This is a genomic window from Nocardioides sp. JS614 (assembly GCF_000015265.1).
In the GTDB taxonomy this organism is placed as follows: Bacteria; Actinomycetota; Actinomycetes; order Propionibacteriales; family Nocardioidaceae; genus Nocardioides.
The window spans coordinates 3,408,393-3,435,127 of record NC_008699.1; the positions used below are offsets into that span (position 1 = coordinate 3,408,393).

Here is a 26,735-nt window from a genome sequence, read left to right on the forward strand (position 1 = left end):
CGGTCGAGCCCGAGAGCCGCTGAGCCAGATAGATCGGGACTGCCGAGGCGAGCACCAGCACCGCGGCCACGACGTTCACGATCGGCGCCTGGTCCGGCCCGTCTCAACGATGCGTTGGAGGAGTACCACGAGAGCCCAGTGGAGCAGTACGGCGGACTCTCGCGGATGGTCAACCGCAACGACGCCGCCGTCCCCGCCGTGTTCATCGCCGGGCGCCGCGTGGTCGCCGACGGCGAGCCCACTCCCCTGTTGGGCCGCGAACGCACCGGCAGCTTCCTGCGGGCCGAGCAGGCCGCGACCGTCCCCACGGTGGCGGCCGCCCCGGCCGAGGCGGAGGTCGAGACCGCGCCCTGACCGGTACGGGCGGACCAGCTAGGCCGTCCGCGCCCTGTCGTACCCGCTCTCCAGGCGCCAACGACGATCATCGGGTAGAGCCCAGGGACATTCCGTAGCCCAGAATGGCGCGGGCCGAAGTCACACCCCCCGGGTCGTGTGCCTGAGAACGCGCTCTGGCGCGTGGTGGAGCACACGACCCGACCTGACCCAGCCGCAGATGAGTCACCAAGCCGCCTGCCGGACGTGCAGATCCGCTCGATCCTGCTGGGATGGACATTCATTGGCTGGATCGTCTCCCTGGAGATCGCGTGCACGGCTCACCAGGTCGCTCTCATCCAGCACCGAACCTGAGCAGGCGCCCAAGGAGTTCCGTCTATCCGCCGCCTGCGGGACGCACGGATCTGCCGACGACCGTGCGTCCAACTTCAGGCCCTGCTGGTCCGCATCACATTCACCAGAGCCGTGCGCATGGCTTCGTGCGCGAGCGGAGGCAGGTCGTCCGAACCGAACCATCCGATGTCGTCGTGCTCTTCAGGGGCAGTGTTTGTTGGAGTTCCTTGCCAGTCAGTGACCAGCCACGTGCTGAGGAGCACCGGTTGCTCCGCGCGCCCTGCGGTCAGCCGACATAGGTGGGACACCGAGGCCGTCGACACGGTCACGCCGAGCTCCTCCTGGAGCTCCCGCGTCAGCGCGCCCAGTTCGGTTTCGCCTGCCTCGACGACTCCCCCGGGCAGATCCCACACGTCCGGGTAGGCGATCTTGTTCGGGCTCCGATGCCCGAGCAGAACGCGATCTTCACTCATCAACGCGCCGACCACGACCTGAATCACGAGTCGATCACAGCACAGACAACCGACGTCAGAACCACCTACGCCACCTGGCGTTTGCGCCGTTGGCGAGGTGCGTCACTTCGACACGGTTGTGCATCAAGCAGTCGTAGTGACGACGGCGTTGCGTAAGAACGCGCGGGCCTCGCCTCGAACCACCCGGTCAGCGTTCAAGCTCTTCGACCGCACGCGAAACCAGGGTCTGCGCCCAACGCACTGCGTCACGCGCCTTGCGCGAGGACACGAGCGTCAGTCCGTAGTGCGCTTCGTCCTTGATGTCGATTAGGCGGCGGAACACCTGAGACAGCTTTGCTCCGTCGGGGGTCGCAGTGGCGAGGAGTCCGGAAGCCGTTCGATGGTCATCGCCGCGGTGAATCAGACCAAGTCGTCGAGCGCAGATCGCGTCGGACGCCGCGATGCCCGCGAGCACCGCAAGACCCGCCGCGACGCCAGGCATGGCGGCTGAATCATCATCGAGAACGAGACTGGCGACCTCGAGGTACGCGACGGCCGCTTGAGCCCGCGTCCGAGCATCCTCATTGTCGGCTGCACGGGTCCGCGGCGGCTTAGCCATCGGCTGAGTCCATGGTGGTCCAGATCGTGAGTCCGCGCGCCTTGACCAGCTCGACTCCGTCGCGACGGACATCGGACAGCAGAGGCTGATACTCCTGAGGCGGATGGCGCCATTCATAGAAGGAGAGGTCGACGATCTGCAGTGGGTTGCCGGTCCAGCGCTCGACCCGGTCGTGCAGATCGGCAAGTTGGCTCTCCCAACGCTTGTCCGCATCTCGATCAGTGGCGCTCAGAGTCACGGCGCCTGCTCCGTCCGCAACCTGACTTCGGATGTCGCTGCGGATGCTCTTCGGCCTCGTCTCACCAGGAAACACCTGGTGGACGACGAGCAGGTCGATGTCGCTGTCGACACCTCCATCACCTCGCGCCGCAGAGCCGAAGACTGCGGCGTAGAGCGGGCGGACCTTCCATGACTTCAACTCGGTCCGGAACCGCTCCCACAGGTCGAGCCTGAGCCCTGCCAAGAGCACCGCGACCTGAGCAGCGACATGGTCGCGATTGAGTTCGTGGACCTGGTTTCGTCCCATCAAGGTGGCCCGGACCGTGCCCTGCTCCACGAGTCGCGCGAGGCTTCGCCGGACACCGATCTCGGACCCTCGCGCCACCTCCGCCGCGACCTGGCCCACCGTCAACGGCCGGCCAGCAGTAGCTAGGACAGCCAGCACGGGACCGTCGAGAGTTGGCACCACGGCTCGCGTCGGATCAGATAGGTCCATATCTAATAGTATAAGTCCGGCTCTTCTTGGATACCCAACCTGAGTCGTGCCACCGGACGACCAGGCGCCGTTCGTCATCGCGACGACCGCGACGCCGGGACACACACCCTGGAGCTGCCGTACCTCGCGACCGTCTATGCGCAGGTGCTCGGCGAGCCGATGCGGGAGTGGACCTCGGCGACGCAGCCCGGAGCGGCGTTCACCGCCGCCCTCGATCGCCACGGCGTCGGGGTGGAACAGGGCCGGTACGGCGCAGCCTGGACGACCGGCCCGGCGCGGCGCGCCGCCGACCTCGATCTGGTGCGCGGCTGGCTCGCCGACGAGCGGCCCCCGACGATGCTGCACCGCGCCGCTCCGTGGGGGCCGGTGCCGATCTTCGGTCCGCGACCGGTTCGACGCGTAGCTAGGCCGAGCGGCTCCGGTTCCAGACCGAGCAGGCGAAGGTCTGCGTCTTCACCACCGTCGCCTCGATCAGCCTGCACGCCGGCGAGACCCTCGCCGACGGCCGCCAGGCGAGCACCGAGCCGCGGGTGGGCGTCTTCCACCAGGCGCGCTTCTCCGGCATCGCAGGCCGGCAGGTGACCGGGCGCACCCACCGCGACCGCCAGGTCTCGCCGTGGCACATCGCGTACGCCGAGGGCACGGTCGAGGAGCAGGTCGGCCGGGTGATGGTGGAGCGGATCGCCGCGGCCTCCGAGACGGTCGGCAGCGACACGACGGGCCTCGCCGATCTCGCCCAGCTGCTCGGAGCCGACTGGCTGCCGTCGACCACGCTGACCGAGGACGACACCTGACCCGGGCTCGACTCAGGTGAGCGGCACCCGGCGCGCCCAGCGGACCTCGCCGTCGTCGTCGGTGCGCACCATGGCCAGCAGCAGGTCGTCCTCGGGCCGGTCGGTCGCGAGCTCGGGGCGGGGCAGGAAGAACGCCAGGACGCCCTCCCCCTCCGCCGTCGCCGAGAGCAGCAATCCCTCGGCGGTGTCCGTGTAGCTGCCGTCGGGGTGGTGCCGCGCCGCGGTGCGGGCGAGCCACGGGTAGTGCTCCGCCAGTGCGCCGTAGGAGCCGGCCCAGCTGGGGCCGGACGCGCCGTCGGCGTCCCAGGACGCGATGGCCCCCAGAGGCTTCGGCGGGGACAGTCGCTGGTCGAGCAGCACGAACACGTAGGACCCGTCGGGGTCCGGCGTGCCACTCCAGGAGACCTGGAGGACGAACGACTGCCGCGCCCGCGAGTCGGCCGGCTCGGCCGGCACTCCGGCCGCGGCGAGCGCGTCCGGGTAGCCCGCACTGGTCGTCGCCTCGATCTGCGCACTCACGGTCACGCCGTCGCCGCCGTGCGCCCACTCGTCGTCACGTTCTCGATCGCGCGTCCAGGCGGCCGCCCCCACCAGGAGGGCCACCACCACCAGCGCCGCCAGGCCGACGAGCAGCGCTCGTCGCCGTCCGTCCCGAGATACCCCCGCCTTCTCGCTCACCGGCCCACCGTAGGTGGACCGGCGAGCACGCGTCACCTAGCGCTCACCTGGCGCCGGTCAGCCCCTCCGCGGTCGAGCCGGAGAGCCGCTGGGCGAGGTAGATCGGGACCGCCGAGGCGAGCACCAGCACGGCGGCCACGACGTTCACGATCGGCGCCTGGTTGGGCCGGAACAGGTTCTGCAGGATCCAGATCGGCAGGGTCTGGTCCTGGGGGCTCGAGGTGAACGTCGTCACCACGATCTCGTCGAAGGAGAGCCCGAAGGACAGCAGCCCGCCGGCGAGCAGCGCCGAGCGCAGCATCGGGAACGTGACCAGCCGGAACGTCGTCCACCGCCCGGCGCCCAGGTCCATCGAGGCCTGCTCGAAGTTCGTCCCGAGCCGCTGGAAGCGGGCCTGCACGTTGTTGAACACGGTGACGATGCAGAACGTCGCGTGCGCGATCACGATCGTCCAGATGCTCAGCTGGATCCCGAAGATGGTGCGGAAGCCGTTCTGGAACGCCAGGCCGGTCACGATCCCCGGCAGCGCGATCGGCAGGATGATCAGCAGCGACACGACGTTGCGGCCGAAGAAGCGGGTCCGCCGCAGCCCCATCGCCGCGAGCGTTCCGAGCACCAGCGCGATCGTGGTCGCGACCAGCGCCACCTGGATGCTGGTGAAGAGCGCCTCCCGGGCGCCCGTGCTCTCCGCGGCCACCTTCCACCAGTGCAGCGTGAGGCTCGGCGGCGGCCAGCCGAAGGTGTTGTCACTGTTGAAGGAGTTGACCAGAACCAGCAGCAGCGGGATGTAGACGATCGCCAGCACCACGGCTGTGAAGCCCGCGAGCGAGCGGCGCAGGCCACGGGACATCGCCATCGACGTGCTCGAGGGCCGGCCCATCACAGGTTCTCCAGCGCGCCGGTACGGCGGACGGCGGCGAGGTAGGCGAGCATCACGACGATCGGCACCGTCGCCACCGCTGCGGCGAACGGCAGGTTGTTGGCCGCGCCCTGGTTGTCGTAGACGACGTTGCCGAGCAGTTGGCTGGTGCCGCCCACGATCTTGACCGCGATGTAGTCGCCCATCGACAGCGAGAACGTGAAGATCGAGCCCGCGACGATCGCCGGGAAGGCCATCGGGACCACCACCCGGCGCAGGGTCGTCCAGGCGCCGGCGCCCAGGTCCGCGGACGCCTCGAAGAGCGAGTCGGGCAGCCGCTCGAGCCCGGCGTACACCGGCAGGATCATGTAGGGCAGCCACAGGTAGGCGAGCGTGATGATCACGCCGGGCAGGCCGTAGCCCGGCGTGTGCAGCCCGAACGGCGCGGCGATCCAGGCGATCGGGCCGTCCGCGGAGAGCATGCCGCGCCACGCGTAGGCCTTCACCAGGTACGACGCCCACAGCGGCGTCAGCACCGAGATCACCAGGATCCGCTGCATCCGTGGTGAGGCGACCTTGGCCATGTACAGCGCGATCGGGAACGCCAGCAGCGCGTCGACGACGGTCACCAGCGCCGCGATGCCGATCGTGCGCAAGGTGATCGTCCGGTAGACGTCGACCGTGAAGAGGGTCTTGAAGTTCTCCAGGGTCCACGAGCGCTCGATGTGGCCGGTGAAGTCGTTCTGGGTCCACAGCGAGGCGATGAGGAGAGCCGCCAGGGCCCCCAGGTAGGCCACTCCCAGCCACAGCATCGGTGGCGTCAGGAGCAGGCCCACCCGGAGGCCCGGGCGACGGTCGAGGACGGTCAACTCACCCCTTGATCTCGGTCCACGCGGTGGTCCACTGGCCGTAGTCGGTGCACGTCACGTCCGTGCGGCCGTCCAGGCACTGCTCGATCGGCGTGGTCCAGTAGTGGATCTGCGCCGCGTAGTCGGCGTCGGTCACGTGGTAGGTGTCGCAGAAGCCCTCCGAGGTCAGGTCGCACGCCTTCACGTTGGCCGGCGCCTCGCCGAAGTACTCCGCGACCGCGGCCTGCGCCTTCGGGCTGGTGATGTAGTCCATCCAGAGATAGCCACAGTTGGGGTTCGGCGCCTTCGAGCTGATCATCCAGGTGTCCGACCAGCCGGTCGAGCCCTCCTCGGGCAGGACGGCCTCGACCGAGTCGCCGATCGTCGACGCGATGACCTGCCACGTCGTGCCGATCACCGAGTCGCCGCTCTTGAACGCCGCGACCTCCTTGAGGTAGTCCGACCAGTACTCCGAGACGTTCGCCTTCTGCGCCTTGAGCAGGTCGACGGCCGCGGCGAGCTGGTCCTCGTCGAGCGCGTACGGGTCCTTGATCCCGAGGTCGGGCTGCGTCTTCATCAGGTACAGCGCGGCGTCGGCGATGTAGATCGGCGAGTCGTACGCCGTGACCTTGCCGGCGTACTCCGACGCGCCGTCGAAGACCGCACCCCAGCTGGTCGGTGCCGGGCTGACGACGTCCTTGGTGTACATCAGCAGGTTGGCGCCCCAGCCGTGCGGCACGCCGTACATCTGGCCACCGACGGAGTTGAACTGCTGGTCCTTCAGGAAGTCCGCGATGTCGCCGTAGTTGGTGAGCAGGTCGGTGTTGACGGGCGCCACGTCGCCACCCGCGATCAGGCGCAACGTCGCATCGCCGGACGCCGAGACCACGTCGTACTCGCCGGTCTTCATCAGCTGCACGGCCTCGTCGGAGGTCGCGAAGTACTTCACGTTCGCCTGGCAGCCGCTCTCCTTCTCGAACGGCGTGACCCAGTCGATCGACTTGTCGGTCGACCCGTCCTCGGCGTAGCCGGGCCAGGCCAGGATGCTCACCTGTCCCTCCGGGTCGCCGATCGCCTCGGCCATCGGCACGTCGGGGGCGGTGAAGCCACCCTGCTTCTCGCCGGCCTTCGCTCCGCCTCCGTCGCCGTCTCCCGAGCTCGTGCCGCAGGCGGAGGCGGCGAGTGCGAGCACGCTCGCGCAGGCCACGGCCGCCAGCCGCGTGGATCCGATCCGTCTCATGCTGTCTCCTCCTCAGGGGACGCCGCTGGGTCGGGGGAACCCAGGGACACCAGGTGGTCACGACGCCACGTGACGACGACGCGCTGGTCGCGTCGTTCGAGCGCGGCGTCGATCGAGGTGTCGGTGTTCGGGTGCGACACCGTCACCGTGGGGCCGGCCTCGAGCTCGACGACCGACATCGTGGACGCCCCGAGATAGACGACCTCGCGCACCACGCCGGGAGCCGTCACCAGACCCGGCTCGCGAGCGGGTTCGGCGACCAGCTGCAGCTTCTCGGGCCGGATCACGAACGGGCCCGGCTCCCCGACCAGGTCACGTGCGACGTCACCCTGGAGCAGGTTGGAGGTGCCGACGAAGCCAGCGACGAACGCGCTGGCCGGCCGCTCGTAGAGCTCGACGGGGCTCGCGAGCTGCTCGATGCGGCCCTCGTTGAAGACCGCGATGCGGTCGCTCATCGTGAGCGCCTCCTCCTGGTCGTGGGTGACGAAGACGAACGTGATCCCGACCTCGCGCTGGATCTCCTTCAGCTCGATCTGCATCTCGCGGCGCAGCTTGAGGTCCAGGGCGCCCAGCGGCTCGTCGAGGAGCAGCACCTGCGGCCGGTTCACCAGCGCGCGGGCCAGCGCGACACGTTGCCGCTGCCCGCCGGAGAGCTGGTGCGGCCGGCGCTCGGCGTACCCCTCGAGGCGCATGGTCGCCAGCGCCTGCTCGGCGCGGCGGCGGCGTTCGGCACCGGGGACCTTCTTCACCCGCAGCCCGTACTCGACGTTCTGGCGGACGCTGAGGTGAGGGAAGATCGCGTAGTCCTGGAAGACCGTGTTGACGTCGCGGGCGAACGGCGGCCGCCGGGTCACGTCCTCGCCGCCGAGCATGATCACTCCCGCGCTGGGCTCCTCGAAGCCGGCGATCAGGCGCAAGACAGTGGTCTTCCCCGAGCCGGAGGGACCGAGCATGGAGAAGAACTCGCCGTCGGCGATGTCGAGGTCCAGATCGTCCACCGCGCGCACGTCACCGAAGTACTTGCTCAGCCCCCGCACGGAGATCGCCGTCGCCATAGGTGGCAACGTAGCGGTGCTGCGCCACGCATTTCCATCGTCTCAGGGCTAGATCGCAACGATTTAGTACGTCGTTATCGCCTTGTGACTTCGGTTTACGACACTCCTCCCCGGTGTAGACAACCTCGGGACCGGCTCCGGCGTCCCACGGTCGAGAGGTGGACGGGAGGTGATCGGGGGTGCGCCGGATCCCCGTGCTGGTCGTGGTGCTGGTGCTGGTCGCGCTGCTGCTCGGCGGAGTGCCGGCTGTCGCCGCACCGGGCGGGGACCGTCCGATCGGGCCCTGCTCGCGCGGGCTGGTTGCCCTCACCTTCGACGACGGGCCGTCGACGGCCGTGACGCCCCGGCTGGCTCACCGGCTGGACCGGCTCGGAGTGCCGGCGACCTTCTTCGTGGTCGGCACCCGGGTGGCCGCCCACCCCGAGCTGGCGCGGCGCCTCTCCGAGGCCGGCTTCGCGATCGGCAACCACACCTGGGAGCACACCGACCTGACCGGGCAGACCGGCGGCCAGATCCGCCGCGCGCTGCAGCGGACCCGGCACGCCCTGATCGAGGCGGGCGTGCCGGCGCCGACGCTCGTCCGGCCGCCGTACGGCGCCGTCGACGGCCGGGTCCGGCGGGTGCTCGCGGCCGTCGGCTACACACCGGTGCTCTGGACCATCGACTCGCGCGACTGGTCGGGCGGCACCCCGCGGCAGATCGCCAGACGCGTGCTCACCGCGGTGCGCCCGCACCGGACGAACATCGTGCTCCAGCACGACGGCGTCACCCACTCCCCCGCCACACTCCGGGCGATCCCTCGTGAGGTGCAGGCGTTGCGCGAGCGCGGCTTCTGCTTCGCCGCCCTCGGCCCCGACGGCCGACCGACGCCCCCGGTCCCGGTCGCCAGCGTGTCCGCGGACCGGCCGCGGGTCACCGAGGGCGGCCGCGTGCGGCTCACCGTCCGCCTCGACCGGCCGACCAGCCGGGAGACGACGGCGCTCGTCGCGGCGGGTGGCTCGGCGAGCGGAACGGACTTCGAGATGACGACGCGCCGGGTCCGCTTCGGCGTCGGTGACCAGGTCGCCCATCTGTGGCTGCGGACCCGCCAGGACGACATCGACGAGGTCCGTGAGGAGGTGGATCTCAAGGTGTTCGGAGGCCGCGGGGTCCAGCCCGCGCTGGTCTGGCAGGCCGGGGTGTCCATCGCCGACGACGATCCGCCGCCGGTGGCGCGCCTCGTCGATGCCACGGTCACTGCTGCACCCCTGCTCGCCACCGGTGCGAGCGTGCGGGTCCGCCTCGACCGGGCCAGTGGCCGTCCGGTGCGGGTGCAGGTGCGCTCGCCGCTCGGTCGCGGTGGCGTCGTCGTCGCAGCCGGCAGCCGGACCGCGACCCTGACCCTCACCGTCCCGCCCGGCGCCCCACGCGACGGGGTCCACGACCTGCCCGTGCGGATCGTGGGGGCCACCCACGCGAGGGCGGGGGCCGGCGCGGTGCTCACGGTGCGTCCGCCCCGCCAGAGCCGCGCCGAGGCGATCGCCGCCGCCGTGGCCGCCGTCCGCTGGCCGGTGGCCACCGTGCCTCGCATCTTCTAGCGGCTGTGGCGGCGCCGTGGCGACCCGTCGCCGGCTTGCGGTCCGCGGTGGTCGCGGTTCTCGGCAGCGGCGGGGCGGTGGGCGCCGGGTCGCGGGCCCTCTCGCAGGTCACCGACCGCCGCCTGCCGGGCTGGGTCTCGCTACTCGACGACCGAGAGGATTCGTTGGTCGAGTAGCGAGCGCCAGCGAGCGTATTGAGACCCCGAGGGTCAAGGCAGGGCCCCGACCACCGGCAGCCCCCTCTCGCGACCCCAAGATTTTACTTTCGGATCTCCCGGAACCCTGTGGAACAAGGGGTTCTGGGCCTCTGACTGTCGGTGGCCGGTGCTTGGGTTGGACACATGGCAGCCCTGCCCCTCGAGCACCCCGACCCGGAGTCCACCGACTCCGCGGCCGGGGTCCTGGCTGCCCTCGAGATCACCCAGTCCGCGCTGGAGCGCAACGAGATCGACAAGTTCGCTCTCGCGGTGGAGTGGGCGATCGCGCACCCGATCACCTCGGTCGCCGACATCGCCACCGTCGAGGGCACCGAAGGCGAGGTCGCGATCGCCGGGACGGGTGCCCCGCTGGTGGCAGAGTTCTGTGTCGCCGACTTCGCCGCCGCGATCGGGATCACCACCGACGCGGGCCGGGCCTACCTGGGGGACGCGGTCGAGGTCTGCTACCGGCTCCCCCGACTGTGGGCCCAGGTCATGGGCGGGCGGGTGCCGGTGTGGAAGGCCCGCCGGATCGCCGCCCACACCCACTCCCTCTCCTTCGAGGGCGCCGCCTGTGTGGACCGGCACCTGGCCCCGATCGCGCACCGGGTCTCCTACGCCCAGATCGACCGCACCGTCGAAGCCGCCCGCGCCCTGCACGACCCCGCCCAGGCCGAACAACGCCGCCGCGAGGCCGCCGACGGCCGGTTCTGCGACATCGACACCACCCAGGTCGGCCTCCAGGGCACCATGACCGTGCGCGGCGAGCTCGACCTGGCCGACGCCCTCGACCTCGACCAGGCCCTCCAACACGGCGCCCAACAACTCGCCGACCTCGGCTGCACCGAGACCCTCGACGTCCGCCGCGCCCTGGCCGTCGGCGCCCTGGCCCGCGGCGACCTCCCCCTCGGACTCCACACCCACCCCGCCACCCACACCGAGGCGGAGCCGGTCCGGCCTCAGCGGTCCCGGCGGGGCCGCGGGCTGATGCTGTACGCGCACCTGACCGACGACGCGGTCCGCGGCCTGCTCGCCACCGTGGAGAACACCCGCTCGCAGGTCCTGGTCGGGCAGGTCGCGAGCTGGTGCGCCACCGCGACCGGCCCGGTCACGATCCGGCCCGTCCTGGACCTGCACGAACACCTGCAGGTCCCCGGCTACCGGCCCTCCCCACGGCTACGCGAACAAGTCCTCCTCACCCACCCCACCTGCGTCTTCCCCCACTGCACCAGACCATCACGCTCCTGCGACCTCGACCACGTCATCCCCTGGGCCGAGGGCGGCCCCACCTGCTCCTGCAACCTGGTCCCCGCCTGCCGGTTCCACCACCGGCTCCGCACCCACGGCGACTGGCGCCTCCACCGCGTCGGCGAACGACTCTTCGTCTGGACCAGCCCCCACGGCCGCACCTACACCCGACATCTGTGACCACCCGACCCCGCCGGCCACGGCCGACGGGGCCAGCCCCATGCCCCGGTGCCGGTTCCCTGCGCCCTGCCTTGGCTACCGGGGTCTCGACCCCCAGGCCCCCAGGGGGCCTTCGCCGCTCGCCCAACAGCGCACCCCCGGTGATCGAGCCTGTCGAGATCCCCGCCGCCCGCGCAGGGCCGCGACCACGATGCCGGCGCCGGCACCTTGCTGCGGCCCGCCCGGAACCACCCCCGCCGTCGGGCCGTCCCATCGGCGTGCGTGCCTCTTCCTCGGCGCTCGTCCTCGCAATGGCTACTGCGCTGGTGACAGGCGGCTGCGGAACCCCCACCGCCGCCGGCCCGTCGGTACACGCTGGTGAGGCCTCCTCCCACGCCGGCGAGGTCTGCCCGCCCAGGCTGCCCATCGGAGAGGACCCGGGCGGACACGGCTTCGGGACCGAGTCCGCGGCGCAGGAGCTTCCGTCCCTTCTCAACCCGGAGACAGCCTGGGTGTGTCGCTACGACACCATGATGGCGGGACGAGCACCGGGCGGCGGCGCCCGCTACTCCTGGGACCGCGCCGGACCGGCGCGGCTGTTGGACGCCGCGACCACGGCGGAACTCGCCGATGCTGTCGACGACCTCACTCTCCTCGAGGGCGAGCAGGCATGCACCGCCGACCTCGGGCCCCGGTGGATGATCGTCTACGACCACGGCGGCGACCTGACCGGCATGGTTGTGGACGACTACGGCTGTCACGACGTACGCCTGACCGACGAGCCGTTCTCGACCGCACCCGGCGCCTCCGGGCAGGAGGGCACGGTCGAAGGCATCCTGGGCGGCGGCGCCGACCTCCTCGACCGACTGGGCCTGGGCTCAGGCAAGTGACGTCGGCCCGCTCAGAGCTCCTTGATCCCCCAGGGGCTGCCGTACTCGGTCAGCAGGTCGAGGAACGGGACCGCGTCGAAGGCCTCCGGCCCGAGCACGCCCACGCCCTGCCACGTGCCACGCGACAGCAGCTCAAGGGCGATGACCGGGTTGATCGCGGTCTGCCAGACCACGCACTGGTGGCCGTACTCGCGCATCGTCCACTCGTTGTCGACCACGTGGTAGAGGTACGTCGAGCGTTCGGCCCCGTCCTTGCCACGCCCCGTCACCCACACCCCGGCGCAGGTCTTGCCGGTCATCCGCGGGCCGACCGTCGCCGGGTCCGGGAGCACCGCCGCGACCACGTCGCGCGGGCTCACCTCGACGCCCTTGACCCGCACCTTCTCGGTGCTGTCGAGGCCCAGGGTGTGCAGCACCTCGAGGATGTTGATGAAGTCGTTTCCCAGCCCGTACTTGAACGTCGCGCGCTTGCAGTCGATCCAGCGCGGCATGAGGAGGACCTCCTCGTGCTCGACGTTCACGCACTCGACCGGTCCGATGCCGTCCGGGAAGTCGAACACCTCCGGCTCGCTGAACGGCGCGGTGGTGTGCCACTCACCTGCCCCGGAACCATCACCGGCCCAGATCACCGGCGGGTTGAGGCACTCCTCGATCGTGGTCCACATCGAGAACGACGGCGCGAAGATCTCGTTGCCATCCTCGTCGGTGACCACCAGGTTCGCGCCGTCGCGGGTCCCGAGCTCGTCGATCTCGCTGAACAGGTGGTCGGCGGCGTACCGCGCGAACACGTCGGAAAGCCCCGGCTCGACGCCGATCCCGACGAGCGCCAGGCGGCCGGCCGACTCCCACTCCCGCTCATGAGCGAACTGCTCGTCGCCGAGCTTCACGCCGGTCTTCTCGTACGGCGCGGTCGGGTGCGGCCTCGACAGCGACATCGCCATGTCGAGGTAGTCCGCGCCCGCCTCGAACGCGCCGCCGAAGACCGACATGTCGAACACCGGGTCGACCGCGTTCATCACGTGCGTGATCCGGTGCTCGCGACACAGCGCCGCGACCGCGTCCGCCGACGACGCGTCGAGCTGGGCGGCGACGTACCGCTCGTCGGTGGCGGCGGCCCGCTCCGCCCGCTCGAGGGAGTAGTCCGACACCACGATCGTCTCGAAGAAGTCGCGCCGTGCCGCGATGGCGCACAACGCAGCACCGACGCCACCCGCACCGACAAGCAGGATCCTCACGACCTAAGCCCTCCCACCGACAGCGATACGAACGCTCACACCCCGTACGTCCTCACCTCCCGACCGTCGAGCCCAGGAGCGGGGCGTGCGAGGAGCGAAGCGACGAGTGCAGAAAGACATCCCCCAGTCAGGATCCGATATAGGACATGACGTGCTTAATGCGGGTGTAGTCCTCGAGGCCGTACATCGACAGGTCCTTGCCGTAGCCCGAGTGCTTGAACCCGCCGTGCGGCATCTCGCTGATGAACGGAATGTGGGTGTTGATCCACACCACGCCGAAGTCGAGCCCGCGGGACATCCGCATGGCGCGCGCGTGGTCCTTGGTCCACACACTGGAGGACAGGCCGTACTCCACCCCGTTGGCCCAGCGCAGCGCCTCCGCCTCGTCGGTGAACCGCTGGACCGTCATCACCGGGCCGAAGATCTCGGTCTGGATCTGCTCGTCGTCCTGGCGCAGGCCGGAGAGCACGGTCGGCTCGTAGAAGTAGCCGACGCTGCCGTGGCGGGCGCCGCCGGTCTCGACGCTCGCGTGGTCGGGGAGCCGGTCCACCATGCCGGAGACCCGGTCGAACTGGTTCTGGTTGTTGAGCGGTCCGAAGTAGGTGTCCTCGTTGGTCGGGTCACCGGTCGGCATGCCCTTCGCGGCCTCGGTGAGCGCCGCCACGAAGTCGTCGTGGACGCCCGCGCCCGCCAGCACCCGGGTGGCGGCGGTGCAGTCCTGGCCGGCGTTGAACAGGCCGGCGCCGGCGATGCCCTCGGCGGCCTTCTCGATGTCCGCGTCGTCGAAGACGATCACCGGGGCCTTGCCGCCGAGCTCGAGGTGCACGCGCTTGAGGTCGTGGGAGGCCGACTCCGCGACCTCCATGCCGGCGCGCACCGATCCGGTGATCGCGACCATCTGCGGCGTCGGGTGCGCAACCAGCGCCCGACCGGTGTCGCGGTCGCCGGTGACGACGTTGAGCACGCCCGGCGGCAGGAACTCCTGGGCGATCTCGGCCAGCAGCGTGGAGCTCGCCGGCGTCGTGTCGCTGGGCTTCAGCACGATCGTGTTGCCGCCGGCGAGGGCCGGGGCGATCTTCCAGATCATCATCAGCAACGGGTAGTTCCACGGCGTCACCTGGCCGACCACGCCGACCGGTTCGCGCCGGATCCACGACGTGTGGTCGGTCATGTACTCCCCGGCCGACCGACCCTCCAGCACCCGGGCGGCGCCGGCGAAGAACCGGAAGTGATCGGAGGCGTACGGCATCTCCTCGGACATCGTCAGGCCGATCGGCTTGCCCGTGTCCTTGCACTCGACGGCGTTGATCTCCTCCACCCGCGCCTCGATCGCGTCGGCGATCTTGAGCAGCGCCTCCGAGCGCTCCTTGGGCGTCGTGCTGCCCCAGGACTCGAACGCCGCCGCGGCCGCGGCGTACGCCCGGTCGACGTCCTCGGCACCCGACCGGGGCGCCTGGGCGTACACCTCGCCGGTGGTCGGGTCGACGATGTCGTAGGTCTCCCCCGAGGCGCTGTCGACGAGCTGTCCGTTGATGACGTTCTTGAAGGTCTGGTCGGCCATGCACGGAGCCTAGTGACCCGGCTACGGAATCTGTAGGCCTTGACCGCAAATCAAAACGGAATCAGTCGTCCAATAGGGCTCAGGCGGTGTGGACAGGTGCTCCGTCGACCCACGTCGACACGACGCGCGCGGCGCCGATCTCCTCGGGCGCGCCCGTGAACGGGTCCCGGTCGAGGACCACCAGGTCGGCGACCGCTCCCGGTCGCAGGACCCCGGCGGCCGGCTCGTCCCGCGGGCCGCGGTGGTTGGCCCAGGCACTGCCCGAGGTGTACGCCGCGAACGCGGTCTCGAGCGCCAGCGCCTGACCGGGAAGGAACGGCTCCCGCTCGCTGCCGGGCTCGACGCGCGTCACCGCGACCTGGACCGCCGGCAGCGGGTCGGGGGTGCTCACCGGCCAGTCGCTCCCAGCCACCAGCATGGTCCCCGCACGGTGCAGGTCGCCGAACGGGTACTGCCGGGTGGCCCGCTCGGGGCCGAGGACGGGCAGGGTCAGGTCGACCATCTGGTCGTCGAGGCAGGCCCAGAGCATCTGTAGGTTCGCGGCCACACCGAGCGTGGCGAAGCGGCGTACGTCGTCGGGGTGCACGACTTGGACGTGCGCGATCTGGTGGCGATGTGCCGGATCGGTGCCCTCGAACGCGTCGAGCGCCTCCCGCACGCCGCGATCGCCGATCGCGTGCACGTGCACCTGGAAGTCTGCGGCGTCCAGCGCGGCGACGGCCGCCCGGAGCCCGTCCGGGTCGACGAAGGAGTGGCCGGCGTTGCCGGTGGGGTGGCCGCAGCGGTCGAGGTAGGGCGCCAGCATCGCGGCCGTGCCGTTCTCCGCCACACCGTCCTGCATGATCTTGACCGTGGCCGCCCGGAACCGGCCACCGCTCATCGCCTCCCGCCGCGCGACGAGGTCGGCGACCTGCTCGACGCCCCGGCTGCGCTCCCACCACAACGCGCCGACGACGTGCGAGCGCAGGTCGCCGTCCGCGGCGGCGGTCGTGTACGTCGAGGCGACGTCGTCCATGCCCGAGTAGGCGCCGACGATCGCGTCCTGCCAGGAGGTGACCCCGACCGAGTGGAGGTAGGCCTGGCCCGCCAGCAGCGCGGCGTAGTAGTCGGCCTCGCTCACCGGCGGCAGATGGCGGGCGACCAGCGCGGTCGCGCCCTCGTGGAGGGTGCCGTTGGGCCGGCCGTCCGGGCCTCGCTCGATCCGCCCGTCGGGTGGGTCCGGTGTGCGCGCGTCCACCCCGGCGATCTCGAGGGCGCGGGTGTTGACCCACGCGCCGTGGTGGTCGCGGTTGGGCAAGAACACCGGCCGGTCCGGCACCACGCGGTCGAGGTCGGCCGCCGTCGGGGTGCCGCCCGGGAACGCGGGCATCGCCCAGCCGCCACCGAGGATCCACTCGGCCGCGGGATGCTCCGCGGCGTACGACGCGATCGCCGTGAGGTACTCCTCCGGGGTCGAGAGCTCGGACAGGTCGCAGCGCAGCCGTTCCAACCCGCCCTGGACGGGGTGCACATGCGCGTCGACGAAGCCGGGCGCGAGGAACGCGACGTCGACCACGGTGGTCGAGGCCCGAGCGACGCGAGCCTCGAAACCGCCTTCACGGACGTCGACGATCCGCCCGTCTGCGACCAGCACGTCCGTCCGCCCGACGTGCCGGTGCCCGTCGAAGGCACCCGCAGCGCGGAAGATCGTGCGCACTCAGCGACCTTCCAGCAGCGGGCCGGCCGGATCGTGCGAGATGCCGTGGCGGCGGGCCGCCAGGCCGGAGAGGGCCTCGAGGCAGACCCGGTTGGCGAGGTACGCGGTGATCTCGGCGTGGTCGTACGGCGGGGACACCTCGACCACGTCGATGCCGGCGACCGGGAGCTCGCGACAGATCCGGCGGACCGCGTCCAGGAGCTGGCGGCTGGAGAGCCCACCGGGCTCCGGCGTGCCGGTGCCGGGTGCGTGGCCGGGGTCGCACACGTCGATGTCGACGGAGAGGAAGACCGCATCGCACTCGTCGAGGGCGATCTCGAAGGCCTCGTCCAGGCACTCCTCGAGGCCGCGCCGGCCGATCTCGGTCATCTCGTAGGAGCGCATGTGCTGCGCCGCCATCCAGTCGAGCGTCTCGGGGCCGGGCCAGTAGCCGCGCAGCCCCATCTGGAGGAACCGGTCCCCGCGCAGCGCGCCCGACTCGATCAGCCGGCGCATCGGCTGGCCGTGGCGATAGAGCGACCCGAACTCGATGTGGCCGGTGTCGGCGTGCGCGTCGAAGTGGATCATCGAGACCCGGCCGAAGCCGAGGTGGCGGGCCACCCCGGTCGCATCGGGGAGCGCGATCGAGTGGTCGCCGCCGAGGACCAGCGGGACGGCACCGGAGCGAGCGACGGCGTAGACGGCCTCCTCGAGGTTGCCGAGGGCCCGGGTGATGTCTCCGGGCGGCATCTCGACGTCGCCCGCATCGACCACCCGCAGGTCGCGCAGGGCGTCGACCCGCAGCGCGAGGTGCGGCCGCGATCCGTCCTGGGGCAGGTAGTCGGTCTGCCGGATCGCGCTGGGCCCGAACCGGGTGCCGGGCCGGTGCGAGGTGCCGCCGTCGAACGGCGCACCGAGGACGACCACGTCGGCGGCGGCCAGCCCGTCGGCGTCGTCGAGGTCGATCGGGTCGACCCCGAGGAAGGTGATGTCGGGACCGAACTGGGCGCCGTACCGGGTCATGGGAAGTTCCTACCACGGCGGCACTACCCTTCGGATTCCGCGTCGATCAAGGCCGCACACAACTGATTCACTTGCCAGATCACGGTTCCACAGAGCATCATGGGCTCATGCACCCGGACTACGACCACCTCCAGCGGGCCGCCAAGGACCACCTGTGGATGCACTTCACACGCCACTCGTCCTACGCCGAGGCCGACGTGCCGATCATCGTGCGGGGCGAGGGTGCCTACATCTACGACGCCAAGGGCAAGCGCTACCTGGACGGGCTCGGCGGGCTCTTCGTCAGCCAGCTCGGCCACGGTCGCACCGAGCTGGCCGAGGCCGCGGCCGCGCAGGCCCGTGAGCTGGCCTTCCACCCGCTGTGGTCCTACGCCCACCCGAACGCGATCCTGCTCGCGGAGCGGATCGCCGGCTACGCGCCCGGCGAGCTCAACCGGGTCTTCTTCACCAGCGGCGGCGGCGAGTCCGTCGAGTCCGCGTGGAAGCTGGCCAAGAACTACTTCAAGCTCACCGGCAAACCGCTGAAGCACAAGGTGATCAGCCGCGCCATCGCCTACCACGGCACCACCCAGGGCGCGCTGTCCATCACGGGGCTCCCGCCGCTGAAGCAGCAGTTCGAGCCCCTGGTGCCCTCGACGTTCCGGGTGCCGAACACCAACATCTACCGCGCGCCCCTCCACGGCGAGGACCCGGAGGCGTTCGGCCGCTGGGCCGCCGACCAGATCGCGGTCGCGATCGAGAACGAGGGCCCCGACACCGTCGCGGCCGTGTTCTTGGAGCCGGTGCAGAACTCCGGCGGCTGCTTCCCGCCGCCGCCGGGCTACTTCCAGCGGGTGCGGGAGATCTGCGACGAGTACGACGTGCTGCTGGTCTCGGACGAGGTGATCTGCGCCTTCGGCCGGCTCGGGCACATGTTCGGCGCCGAACGTTACGGCTACCAGCCGGACATCATCACGTGCGCCAAGGGCATCACCTCGGGCTATGCGCCGCTGGGCGCGATGATCGCCAGCGACCGGCTGATGGAGCCGTTCCTGCGCGACGCGCAGATGTTCGCGCACGGCTACACCTTCGGCGGCCACCCCGTCTCGACCGCGGTCGCGCTGAAGAACCTCGAGATCTTCGAGGAGGAGAAGGTCCTCGAGCACGTCCGCTCGAACGAGGCGGCGTTCCGCTCCACCCTGGAGCGCCTGCACGACCTGCCGATCGTCGGCGACGTCCGCGGGGACGGCTACTTCTACGGGATCGAGCTGGTCAAGGACAAGACCACCAAGGAGTCCTTCACCGACGAGGAGTGCGAGCGGCTGCTCTACGGGTTCGTGTCCAAGCAGCTGTTCGCCGAGGGGTTGTACTGCCGAGCCGACGACCGCGGCGACCCGGTCATCCAGCTCTCTCCCCCGCTGATCTGCGAGCAGTCGCACTTCGACGAGATGGAGCAGATCCTGCGCGTGGTCCTCGACAAGGCGGGCACGCTGGTCTGACGGCGTCCAGCGCCTGCCGGTCGGTCAGCCCAGGCCGACCGACCGACGGCGCCGCCACAGCTCGCCGGCGACCACGAAGACGAACGACACCAGGAACATGATCGACCCCACGACGAACAGCTGCGGCGGGAAGTCCTTCAGCTTGCTGCCGTAGACGAAGATCGGGAAGGTGACCGACTGGCCGGCCGTGAAGTTCGAGACGATGAAGTCGTCGAAGGACAGCGAGAAGGACAGCAGCGCCGCCGCGACGATGCCCGGCATCGCCAGCGGCAGGGTGACCAGCCGGAAGGTCTGCCACTCGTTCGCGTAGAGGTCCATCGCCGCCTGCTCCAACCGGGCGTCCATGCCGACGAGCCTCGCCTTGACGGTCACGACCACGAACGACAGGCAGAACAGCACGTGGGCGATCACGAGCGTGGCGAAGCCGAGGGCGCCGTCCATCCCGATCGAGACGAACATCGCCAGCAACGAGGACCCCATGACGACCTCCGGGGTCGCCATCGGCAGGAAGATCAGGAGGTTCGACGCCGCCCGGCCCCGGAAGGAGTGCCGCACCAGGGCGAACGCCATCAGCGTGCCCAGCACGGTGGCCAGCACGGTGGCGGTCAGGCTCACGGCGATGCTCAGCTGGAGTGAGTCGCACAGGCCCTCGGGCTCGCAGATCGAGGTCCAGTTGCTCCAGGTGAACGACTCGAACTCCGCGGTCGCGGAGCGTCCGGTGGGTTGGTTGAACGACAGCGCGAAGATGTAGCCGATCGGTACGAACATGTAGACGAGCACCAGGATCCCGATGAACAGGACCATGTGATCGGCCAGCCAGCGGCCGACCGGCGGCCGGTCGCGGCCGCTGCGCCTGGTGCGGCTGGGGGCGGGCAGCTGCGTGCTCGTGGCCATCAGACCAGCTCCTCGGTGCCGGCCCGCCGGACATAGACGACGACCATCACGACGACGATCGCCATCAAGGTCAGCGACAGGCTGGCCGCCAGCGGGTAGTTGTGCTCGGTGAGGAACGCCGCCTGGATCCGGTTGCCGACCATGTACTGCTTCGGGGTCCCCAGCAGCTCGGCGTTGATGTAGTCGCCGCTGGCCGGGATGAAGGTGAGCAGCGTGCCGGAGACGACACCGGGCAACGACAGTGGGAAGGTCACCTTCCGGAAGCCGGTGAAGGGGCTCGAGTACAGGTCGCCGGCAGCCTCGATCAGCCGGTAGTCCACCTTGCTCAGCGAGGCGTAGAGCGGCAGCGTCATGAACGGCATGAAGTTGTAGATCAGGCCCGCGATCACCGCGACCGGCGTCGCCAGCAGCCGCCCGTCGTCGGGCAGCACCCAGATGGTCTGCAAGAAGCTGGTGACCGGACCCTGGTCGGACAGGATGGTGCGCCACGACAGCGTCCGCAGCAGGAAGCTGGTGAAGAACGGCGCGATCACCAGGACCAGCATGACGTTGCGCCAGCGGCCCGCCCTGAACGCGATGGCGTAGGCCAGCGGGTAGCTCAAGGTCAGGCAGACGAGAGTCGCGATGCCGGCGTACAGGAAGGACCGCGCGAAGAGGTTCCACGTCTCCCTGACGGCGTCGGCGTAGTTGGCCACGTGCCAGGTCATCGCGTAGCCCTGCTCGTAGGAGCCGCTCGGGTCGTAGAGCGAGGTGAAGAAGAGCTGGACGGTGGGGAAGAGGAAGAACACGGCCAGCCACAGCATGCCCGGGACCAGCAGCAGCCAGCCCCACCCGCGGCGCCGGCCCGACTCCGCGACCGGCTGCGGACCCACGGGTGCCGGCGCTGCGCTCACTCCTTGTCCTCCGGCGTCATCAGGCCGGCCTGGGCATCCTGATCGGCGTCGAGCAGGAACGTGTGCTCGGGCGCCCACAGCAGGTCCACCTCGTCACCGTTGCGGAAGGCAGGGCGCCGCCCGGTGTTCTGCTCGAACACCATCAGCTCCTGCCCCCAGGCGGTCGCGACGAGGTACTGCGTGCTGACCCCGACGAAGCTGACGTCGCTGACCCGGCCACCGGTGAGGGCGTTGACCCCAGCGTGGTCCTCGGTGCCGGCCTCGGCGATGAGCACCTTCTCCGGCCGGACCCCGAGCCAGGCGCTCCGCCCGGCGGTGTGCGAGCGCGACGCCGCCAACCGGAGCTTCTGGCCGTGGCAGTCGACGACGACGTCGGCACCCGTCGCGTCGATGACCTCGGCCCGGACGAGGTTCGACTGGCCGAGGAAGTTGGCGACGAACGTCGTCACCGGGTTCTCGTACAGGTCCGCCGGCGCGCCCATCTGCTCGATCACCCCGTGGTTCATCACGGCGATGGTGTCGGCCATCGTCATGGCCTCCTCCTGGTCGTGCGTGACGTGCACGAAGGTGACCTCGATCTCGGTCTGGATCCGCTTGAGCTCGATCTGCATCTGCCGGCGCAGCTTGAGGTCCAGCGCGCCCAGCGGCTCGTCGAGCAGCAGCACGCCCGGCTCGTTGATCAGGGCCCGGCCGAGGGCGACCCGCTGCTGCTGGCCGCCCGAGAGCTGGCCCGGCTTGCGGTCCCCGTAGCCGCCGAGCTCGACGAGCTCGAGCATGTCACGGGTCTTCTGCTGGTAGTCCTTCACGCCGCGGCGCCGCAGCCCGAACGCGACGTTCTCGGAGATCGTCAGGTGCGGGAACAGCGCGTAGGACTGGAAGACCGTGTTGACCGGCCGCTTGTAGGGACGCAGGTGCGTGATGTCGTCCTCGCCGATCCGCACCCGGCCTGCGGTCGGGTCCTCCAACCCGGCCACCATCCGCAGCGTGGTGGTCTTGCCGCACCCCGACGGCCCGAGGAGAGCGAAGAACGAGCCGTTCGGCACCGTCAGCGACAGGTCGTCGACCGCGACGAAGTCCCCGAAGCGCTTGGTCAGGTTCTCCAGCCTCAGGTCCGCGTTGCGCTCAGCCACCCATCACCTCGTTGAACCGGCGCTGGTAGTCGCGCTCCTGGGTGTCACTCAGCGGCATGAACTGGTGGCCCGACTCCATGGTCTTGGCATCGGGGAAGATGAAGTCGCTCTTGGCTGCGGACTTGTCGAACTGCGCGATCTCCTGCTGGGCACCCTTGACCGGGCAGAGGTAGTAGTTCCAGGCAGCGAGCTTCGCGGCGTTGACCGGGTCGTAGTAGTAGTTCATCAGCTCCTCGACGTTCGACTTGTGCGCCGCCTTGTTCGGCACCAGCATGTTGTCGGTCCAGATCGCGAAGCCCTCACTGGGCGGGACGTACTTGAACTTCCCGCCGCCGAGCAGGTTGATGACGTCGCCGCTCCACGCCTCGCAGGCGACGATGTCGCCCGACTTCATGTCGTCGACGTAGTCGTTGCCGGTGAACCTGCGCACCTGGCCGCTGTCGACGTAGCCCTGGAGACTGTCGATCGCGGCGGAGAACTCGTCGTCGGTGAAGTCCGCCGGGTTGCTGCCGTTCAGGAGCAGCATGAACAGCATCGTGTCCCGCATCTCGCTGAGCAGGTCGATCTTGCCCTTGAGGTCCGGGCGGGTGAGCAGCTCCTCGAAGCTCGAGACGGGGTCGGTGAGCTCGGCGTTGTAGCAGATGCCGGTCATGCCGCTCTGCCACGGCACGCTGTAGTCGCGGTTCGGGTCCCAGCTGGGCGACTTCAGGGAGTCGATCAGGTTCGCGTCGACGTTGGGCAGGTTGGCGTGGTCGAGCTTCTGGATCCAGCCGAGCTCGATCATCCGCGCGGCCATGTAGTCGGTCACGACGAAGACATCACGGTCCGTGGGCCGGCAGTCCTGCAGCTGGGGCGACACCTTGGCGAAGAACTGCTCGTTGTCGTTGACGTCGCCGTTCTTGTAGTCGACGGTGATGCCGGTCTGCTGCTGGAACTTCGAGAGCGTGGAGTCCGGCTTCTTGACGGGGTCGATGTAACCGATCCAGTTGGCGAACGTGATCGTCTTCTCATCAGCGCTGAGGTCGGTGCTCGTGCAGGAGCCGGCGTCGACCTTCGCGCCCTCGGTGCCGCAGGCCGAGAGCAGCCCCGGCGCCCCCACCGCGAGCGCCGTCAGCGAGGCTCCGCGGAGGAAGGACCGCCGCCCCATCCCGGACATCGCCCACGGGGGAACGCCGCCACCGGCCCGCGCCAGGGCCGCCAACCTCGCTGAGTCCGACATCCCACTACCTCCCGGAAGTTCAAAGCGCCTGTGAGTGTGGATAGTTGCAGAGCAACCGCCTCGCGACAAGTGAAACCGTTGAGTTGAAACATTGTCGCAACGAAAACCTTAGAAACGATCGGTGGCGAACATCGGGGCCGGCTGACAGTATGCGTCCCGTGGCGAGAACACCCAGACCAGCACGGCCGGCAGTCCACCTCGATGACGTCTCCAAGGCGATCATCGAACAGCTCCAGCAGGACGGCCGGCGCTCCTACGCCGCGATCGGCAAGGTGGTCGGGCTGTCCGAGGCCGCCGTCCGGCAGCGGGTGCAACGGCTGATCGAGGGTGGCGTCATGCAGGTCGTCGCCGTCACCGACCCGCTCGAGCTCGGCTTCGCGCGGCAGGCGATGGTCGGCATCCGGGTCACCGGGCAGCTCGAGCCGGTCGCGGAGGCGATCGGCGCGCTCGAGGAGGTCGACTACGTCGTCGTGACCGCGGGCTCCTACGACCTGCTGGTGGAGGTCGTCTGCGAGAGTGACGAGCACCTGCTCGAGCTGATCTCCGACCGGATCCGCACGATCGACGGCGTCGCGACGACGGAGACGTTCATGTACCTCAGCCTGCGCAAGCAGACGTACTCGTGGGGTGTGCGCTGAATCCTCCGACCGACCCGCACTGGGAGCGCCTGTCGCTGTGGCACGACACGGTCGACGGCGGCTGGGCCCCCCGCCCCGCGCTGTCCGACGACGTCGACGCCGATGTCGCGATCGTCGGCGCGGGCTTCACCGGGCTCTGGACCGCCTACTACCTCGCCGAGGCGGATCCGACGCTGCGGATCGTGGTGCTCGAGGCCGAGACGGCGGGCTTCGGGGCGTCGGGACGCAACGGCGGCTGGTGCTCGGCGCTGTTCCCGGCCTCGCTGCCGACGCTGGCCGGCCTCGCGGACCGCGACGGTGCGCTCGCTCAGCACCGCGCGATGCGCGAGACCGTCGACGAGGTGGTCAAGGTCGCCGCCGCCGAGGGCATCGACGCGCACGTCGCCAAGGGCGGCACGATCTCGCTGGCCCGCAGCCGTGCCCAGTGGCGCCGGGCCCGGGCCGAGGTCGCCGAGGCGCGGCGCTGGGACCGCGACGAGGACGACCTGCGGCTGCTCGACCGGACCGAGGCCACCGCCGTGCTGCGGGGCAGCCGGACCGTCGGGGCGACGTACACCCCCGACTGCGCGGCCATCCACCCGGCCCGGCTGGTGCGCGGCCTGGCGCAGGCCGTCGAGCGGCGCGGCGTGACCATCCACGAGCGCACCCGGGTGCGCTCGATCGGCCCGGGCCGCGCGCACACCGCGGACGGTGACGTGCGTGCGGCGACCGTGGTGCGCGCGACCGAGGGCTACACCGCGTCGCTGCGCGGTGAGGAGCGCACCCTGGTGCCGGTGTACTCCCTGATCATCGCGACCGAGCCGCTGTCGCCCTCGACCTGGGCGGAGATCGGGCTGGCGCGACGCGAGACGTTCACCGACCACCGGCACCTGATCGTCTACGGCCAGCGCACCGCGGACGACCGGTTGGTGTTCGGCGGCCGCGGCGCGCCGTACCACCTCGGGTCGCGGATCCGCCCGGAGTACGACCGCGACGAGGCGGTCTTCGCGCGGCTCTACGCGACGCTGGTCGACCTCTTCCCGATGCTCGCCGGCACCCGGGTCACCCACGCCTGGGGCGGCGCACTCGGCATCCCCCGGGACTGGTGCGCCTCGGTCGGGCTGGACCGCGGGACCGGGCTGGCCTGGGCCGGCGGGTACGTCGGCGACGGGGTGAGCACCACCAACCTCGCCGGCCGCACCCTGCGCGACCTCGTGCTCGACCGGGACACCGAGCTCACCCGGCTGCCCTGGGTCGGCCATCGCTCGCCGGCCTGGGAGCGCGAGCCGCTGCGCTGGCTGGGCATCAACGTCGGCCTGCGGGCGATGACCCTCGCCGACGCGGAGGAGTCCGTCACCCGGCTGCCGAGCGTCGTGGCCCGGGTGGTCTCGCCGCTGCTGGGCTGATCACCCGAGTCCGTTGGCCGCCGTGTCCGCCGGCTTGGTCGTCGAGCGCACCCAGGCGTCGAAGAACCCGCCCAGGTCCTGGCCGCTGACCTGCTCGGCGAGAGCCTGGAACTGCGCGGTGTTGCCGGTGCTGCCCGCACGCTCGAGCGCCCACTGCCGGGTCAGGGTGGTGAAGTCGGCGTCACCGATCCGGTTGCGCAGCGCCGCCAGCGCCATGCCCCCACGCTGGTACACGAAGGGAGCGAAGATCCAGCTCACGCAGTCCTCGCGGCCCGGGCACGGGTCCGCGACCTCGTGGCTCCAGAACGCGTCGTCGGCATCCGACTGGTACGCCTCGCGCAACCACGCGTCCGTCGTCGGCCCGCCGTGCTGCTCGCTGTAGTACTGCTCGAAGTACGTCGCCCAGCCCTCGTTGAGCCAGATGTCGGTCCAGCCCTCGACCGCGACCGAGTCCCCGAACCACTGGTGGGCGAGCTCGTGCACCACCGTCTTCACCGCGCCGGGGCCGTCGCCCATCCACGGATAGGTCGGCCGGGTCTGGTTCTCGAGCGCGAAGCCGACCGGGAGGGCCGTGGTCAGCCCGCCGGTCGTGGTGAACGGGTAGTCGCCGACCTGCCGCTCGAGCCACCGCAGCAGCCGCGGCGTCTTCTTCATCAGCCCCATCGCCACCTGTCGCTGGGCGGGGCTCAGCTGCTTCGAGACCGCCGAGTACCAGGGCCGGCCGAGGCTGTCACCGCGCTCGACCTCGAACCGGCCGGCGGCGAAGAACGCCAGGTACGGCACCATCGGTTCCCGCGCCTGCCAGGTCGTGGTCGCCAGCCGGCCGTGCACCTCCCGACCGACCAGGCGGCCGCCGGCGATGACCTGGTTCTCCTTCGGGACCGTGATGCTGATCCGGATGTGCGCCCGGTCGAGCGGGTGGTCGTTGGCCGGGAACCACCACGGCGCCATGTGCGGCTGGTTCATCGCGACGACCTCGCGCTCGCCAGCCAGCCAGTTGCCCTCGCCCTCGTAGGAGTACGCCGAGGGCCACCCGGCGTACCGCACCACCACGCGCACGGTCTCGCCCACCGCGACCGGGCGCTTCACGACCAGCTCGTGATGCGTCTTCTCGAAGGCGGCGTCGCGGCCGTCGACGGTGACGGAGCGGACCGGGAGCAGGAGGTCGAGGTTGAAGCTCGACAGCGACTCGGTCGCGCGCACGGTCACCGTGGTCCATCCGGACAGGTGCCGGTCGCCGAAGCGGTAGCGGTCGTGGACGTCGTAGCGCAGCACGTCGATGCCGCCGTTGCCGTCCAGCGGGAAGTACGGGTCGCCGATGCCGGCTGCGCCCGCGGGAGCTGCGGCACGGGCCCCGGCCGGCTCGGCGGAGGTGGACGGACCGGTCAGGGCGAGGGCACCGGTGAGCGCCAGGACAGCGGCCAGTGCGGCGGTCGGGAGGGCGATGGGACGGGTGGCCACGCGAGCAACCTAGTGGACGGGCGGACTGTCGGTGGCCTCGACGGGTGCCGGGCCGGCGCATATTCGGTTGCGGTGCCGCAACCGCCGCGGCGATACTCGACCGAGCCGTCCGGCAGCAGCAGCCGGGTGCCCGATCGAGGGGAGCG

25 protein-coding genes are annotated in these 26,735 nt (G+C 70.4%); 8 read left to right on the forward strand and 17 right to left on the reverse strand.

The features are described 5' to 3' along the window. The first annotated feature begins 138 nt into the window (after positions 1-138). Positions 139-354, forward strand: coding sequence for a hypothetical protein (locus tag NOCA_RS17725; RefSeq protein WP_041546642.1), 216 nt, complete (start codon positions 139-141; stop codon positions 352-354). A 407-nt stretch (positions 355-761) separates the two neighbouring features. On the opposite strand, the gene NOCA_RS17730 is transcribed toward NOCA_RS17725, so the two are convergent. The 3 genes from NOCA_RS17730 to NOCA_RS17735 all read right to left on the reverse strand — a co-directional run bounded on the left by NOCA_RS17730 (position 762) and on the right by NOCA_RS17735 (position 2,797). Next, positions 762-1,166 (reverse strand): NUDIX domain-containing protein, encoded by a 405-nt coding sequence (locus tag NOCA_RS17730; RefSeq protein ID WP_011756645.1) that lies wholly within the window; start codon positions 1,164-1,166, stop codon positions 762-764. 160 nt (positions 1,167-1,326) lie between these two features. After that, positions 1,327-1,737, reverse strand: a complete 411-nt coding sequence (locus NOCA_RS27170; RefSeq protein ID WP_140404188.1) for a hypothetical protein — start codon at positions 1,735-1,737, stop codon at positions 1,327-1,329. Then, positions 1,730-2,797, reverse strand: coding sequence for a nucleotidyltransferase domain-containing protein (locus NOCA_RS17735; protein ID WP_011756647.1), 1,068 nt, complete (start codon positions 2,795-2,797; stop codon positions 1,730-1,732). The genes NOCA_RS27170 and NOCA_RS17735 overlap by 8 nt, the downstream gene beginning before the upstream one ends. Before the next feature lie 185 nt (positions 2,798-2,982). On the opposite strand from NOCA_RS17735, the gene NOCA_RS28030 reads away from it, so the two are divergent. Further along, entirely contained in the window at positions 2,983-3,246 is a 264-nt protein-coding gene (locus tag NOCA_RS28030; RefSeq protein WP_011756648.1) for a hypothetical protein, read from the forward strand. 12 nt (positions 3,247-3,258) lie between these two features. Here NOCA_RS28030 and NOCA_RS17745 read toward each other — a convergent pair whose 3' ends face one another. The 5 genes from NOCA_RS17745 to NOCA_RS17765 are packed head-to-tail and all read right to left on the reverse strand — an operon-like array spanning position 3,259 to position 7,926. After that, entirely contained in the window at positions 3,259-3,924 is a 666-nt protein-coding gene (locus NOCA_RS17745; RefSeq protein ID WP_041546643.1) for a hypothetical protein, read from the reverse strand. 43 nt (positions 3,925-3,967) lie between these two features. Continuing rightward, positions 3,968-4,804, reverse strand: coding sequence for an ABC transporter permease (locus NOCA_RS17750; RefSeq protein ID WP_011756650.1), 837 nt, complete (start codon positions 4,802-4,804; stop codon positions 3,968-3,970). Beyond that, the gene (locus NOCA_RS17755; RefSeq protein WP_011756651.1) at positions 4,804-5,652 is read right to left on the reverse strand and encodes an ABC transporter permease; all 849 of its coding nucleotides are present in this window, start codon (positions 5,650-5,652) and stop codon (positions 4,804-4,806) included. The genes NOCA_RS17750 and NOCA_RS17755 overlap by 1 nt, the downstream gene beginning before the upstream one ends. A gap of 1 nt (position 5,653) precedes the next feature. Further along, a complete protein-coding gene (locus NOCA_RS17760; RefSeq protein ID WP_011756652.1) occupies positions 5,654-6,871 on the reverse strand; it encodes an ABC transporter substrate-binding protein in 1,218 nt (405 codons plus the stop codon). Continuing rightward, positions 6,868-7,926 (reverse strand): ABC transporter ATP-binding protein, encoded by a 1,059-nt coding sequence (locus NOCA_RS17765; RefSeq protein WP_011756653.1) that lies wholly within the window; start codon positions 7,924-7,926, stop codon positions 6,868-6,870. Before NOCA_RS17765 ends, NOCA_RS17760 begins: the two co-directional genes overlap by 4 nt. Positions 7,927-8,105: 179 nt before the next feature. On the opposite strand from NOCA_RS17765, the gene NOCA_RS25985 reads away from it, so the two are divergent. The 3 genes from NOCA_RS25985 (at position 8,106) to NOCA_RS17780 (ending at position 11,997) form a co-directional block, all read left to right on the forward strand. After that, positions 8,106-9,503 carry a polysaccharide deacetylase family protein gene (locus NOCA_RS25985; protein ID WP_011756654.1) on the forward strand — a complete coding sequence of 466 codons (1,398 nt, stop codon included), beginning with the start codon at positions 8,106-8,108 and terminating at the stop codon, positions 9,501-9,503. 341 nt (positions 9,504-9,844) lie between these two features. Beyond that, positions 9,845-11,128 carry an HNH endonuclease signature motif containing protein gene (locus tag NOCA_RS17775; protein ID WP_011756655.1) on the forward strand — a complete coding sequence of 428 codons (1,284 nt, stop codon included), beginning with the start codon at positions 9,845-9,847 and terminating at the stop codon, positions 11,126-11,128. A 512-nt stretch (positions 11,129-11,640) separates the two neighbouring features. Further along, positions 11,641-11,997 (forward strand): hypothetical protein, encoded by a 357-nt coding sequence (locus NOCA_RS17780; RefSeq protein ID WP_140404058.1) that lies wholly within the window; start codon positions 11,641-11,643, stop codon positions 11,995-11,997. Between the two features lie 11 nt (positions 11,998-12,008). Here the strand turns inward: NOCA_RS17780 and NOCA_RS17785 are convergent, their stop codons facing one another. From NOCA_RS17785 to speB, 4 genes are all read right to left on the reverse strand, one after another. Further along, complete coding sequence (locus NOCA_RS17785; protein ID WP_011756657.1) at positions 12,009-13,232, reverse strand: saccharopine dehydrogenase family protein; 1,224 nt, start codon at positions 13,230-13,232, stop codon at positions 12,009-12,011. A gap of 127 nt (positions 13,233-13,359) precedes the next feature. Continuing rightward, the gene (locus NOCA_RS17790; protein WP_011756658.1) at positions 13,360-14,793 is read right to left on the reverse strand and encodes a gamma-aminobutyraldehyde dehydrogenase; all 1,434 of its coding nucleotides are present in this window, start codon (positions 14,791-14,793) and stop codon (positions 13,360-13,362) included. A 79-nt stretch (positions 14,794-14,872) separates the two neighbouring features. Next, positions 14,873-16,489, reverse strand: a complete 1,617-nt coding sequence (locus tag NOCA_RS17795; RefSeq protein ID WP_011756659.1) for an amidohydrolase — start codon at positions 16,487-16,489, stop codon at positions 14,873-14,875. Continuing rightward, positions 16,490-17,491, reverse strand: coding sequence for an agmatinase (gene speB / locus NOCA_RS17800; RefSeq protein WP_011756660.1), 1,002 nt, complete (start codon positions 17,489-17,491; stop codon positions 16,490-16,492). Positions 17,492-17,598: 107 nt separating this feature from the next. Between speB and NOCA_RS17805 the strand changes: the two genes are divergently transcribed. After that, entirely contained in the window at positions 17,599-18,969 is a 1,371-nt protein-coding gene (locus NOCA_RS17805; protein WP_011756661.1) for an aspartate aminotransferase family protein, read from the forward strand. A gap of 24 nt (positions 18,970-18,993) precedes the next feature. On the opposite strand, the gene NOCA_RS17810 is transcribed toward NOCA_RS17805, so the two are convergent. From NOCA_RS17810 to NOCA_RS17825, 4 genes are read right to left on the reverse strand one after another with little or no spacing between them, the layout of a single operon-like run. Next, positions 18,994-19,863 (reverse strand): ABC transporter permease, encoded by an 870-nt coding sequence (locus tag NOCA_RS17810; RefSeq protein ID WP_011756662.1) that lies wholly within the window; start codon positions 19,861-19,863, stop codon positions 18,994-18,996. After that, complete coding sequence (locus NOCA_RS17815) at positions 19,863-20,756, reverse strand: ABC transporter permease (RefSeq protein ID WP_041546645.1); 894 nt, start codon at positions 20,754-20,756, stop codon at positions 19,863-19,865. Before NOCA_RS17815 ends, NOCA_RS17810 begins: the two co-directional genes overlap by 1 nt. Beyond that, on the reverse strand, positions 20,753-21,886 hold the full coding sequence (locus tag NOCA_RS17820; protein ID WP_011756664.1) for an ABC transporter ATP-binding protein: 1,134 nt from the start codon (positions 21,884-21,886) through the stop codon (positions 20,753-20,755). The genes NOCA_RS17815 and NOCA_RS17820 overlap by 4 nt, the downstream gene beginning before the upstream one ends. Next, positions 21,879-23,105, reverse strand: a complete 1,227-nt coding sequence (locus NOCA_RS17825; RefSeq protein WP_011756665.1) for an ABC transporter substrate-binding protein — start codon at positions 23,103-23,105, stop codon at positions 21,879-21,881. Before NOCA_RS17825 ends, NOCA_RS17820 begins: the two co-directional genes overlap by 8 nt. A gap of 149 nt (positions 23,106-23,254) precedes the next feature. Here NOCA_RS17825 and NOCA_RS17830 point away from each other — a divergent pair, with 149 nt between their 5' ends. Both NOCA_RS17830 and NOCA_RS17835 read left to right on the forward strand, forming a co-directional pair. Continuing rightward, positions 23,255-23,743, forward strand: coding sequence for an Lrp/AsnC family transcriptional regulator (locus NOCA_RS17830; protein WP_011756666.1), 489 nt, complete (start codon positions 23,255-23,257; stop codon positions 23,741-23,743). Further along, the gene (locus NOCA_RS17835) at positions 23,728-25,128 is read left to right on the forward strand and encodes an NAD(P)/FAD-dependent oxidoreductase (protein ID WP_011756667.1); all 1,401 of its coding nucleotides are present in this window, start codon (positions 23,728-23,730) and stop codon (positions 25,126-25,128) included. The genes NOCA_RS17830 and NOCA_RS17835 overlap by 16 nt, the downstream gene beginning before the upstream one ends. On the opposite strand, the gene NOCA_RS17840 is transcribed toward NOCA_RS17835, so the two are convergent. Beyond that, a complete protein-coding gene (locus tag NOCA_RS17840) occupies positions 25,129-26,589 on the reverse strand; it encodes a M1 family metallopeptidase (RefSeq protein WP_011756668.1) in 1,461 nt (486 codons plus the stop codon). Positions 26,590-26,735 lie beyond the last annotated feature (146 nt).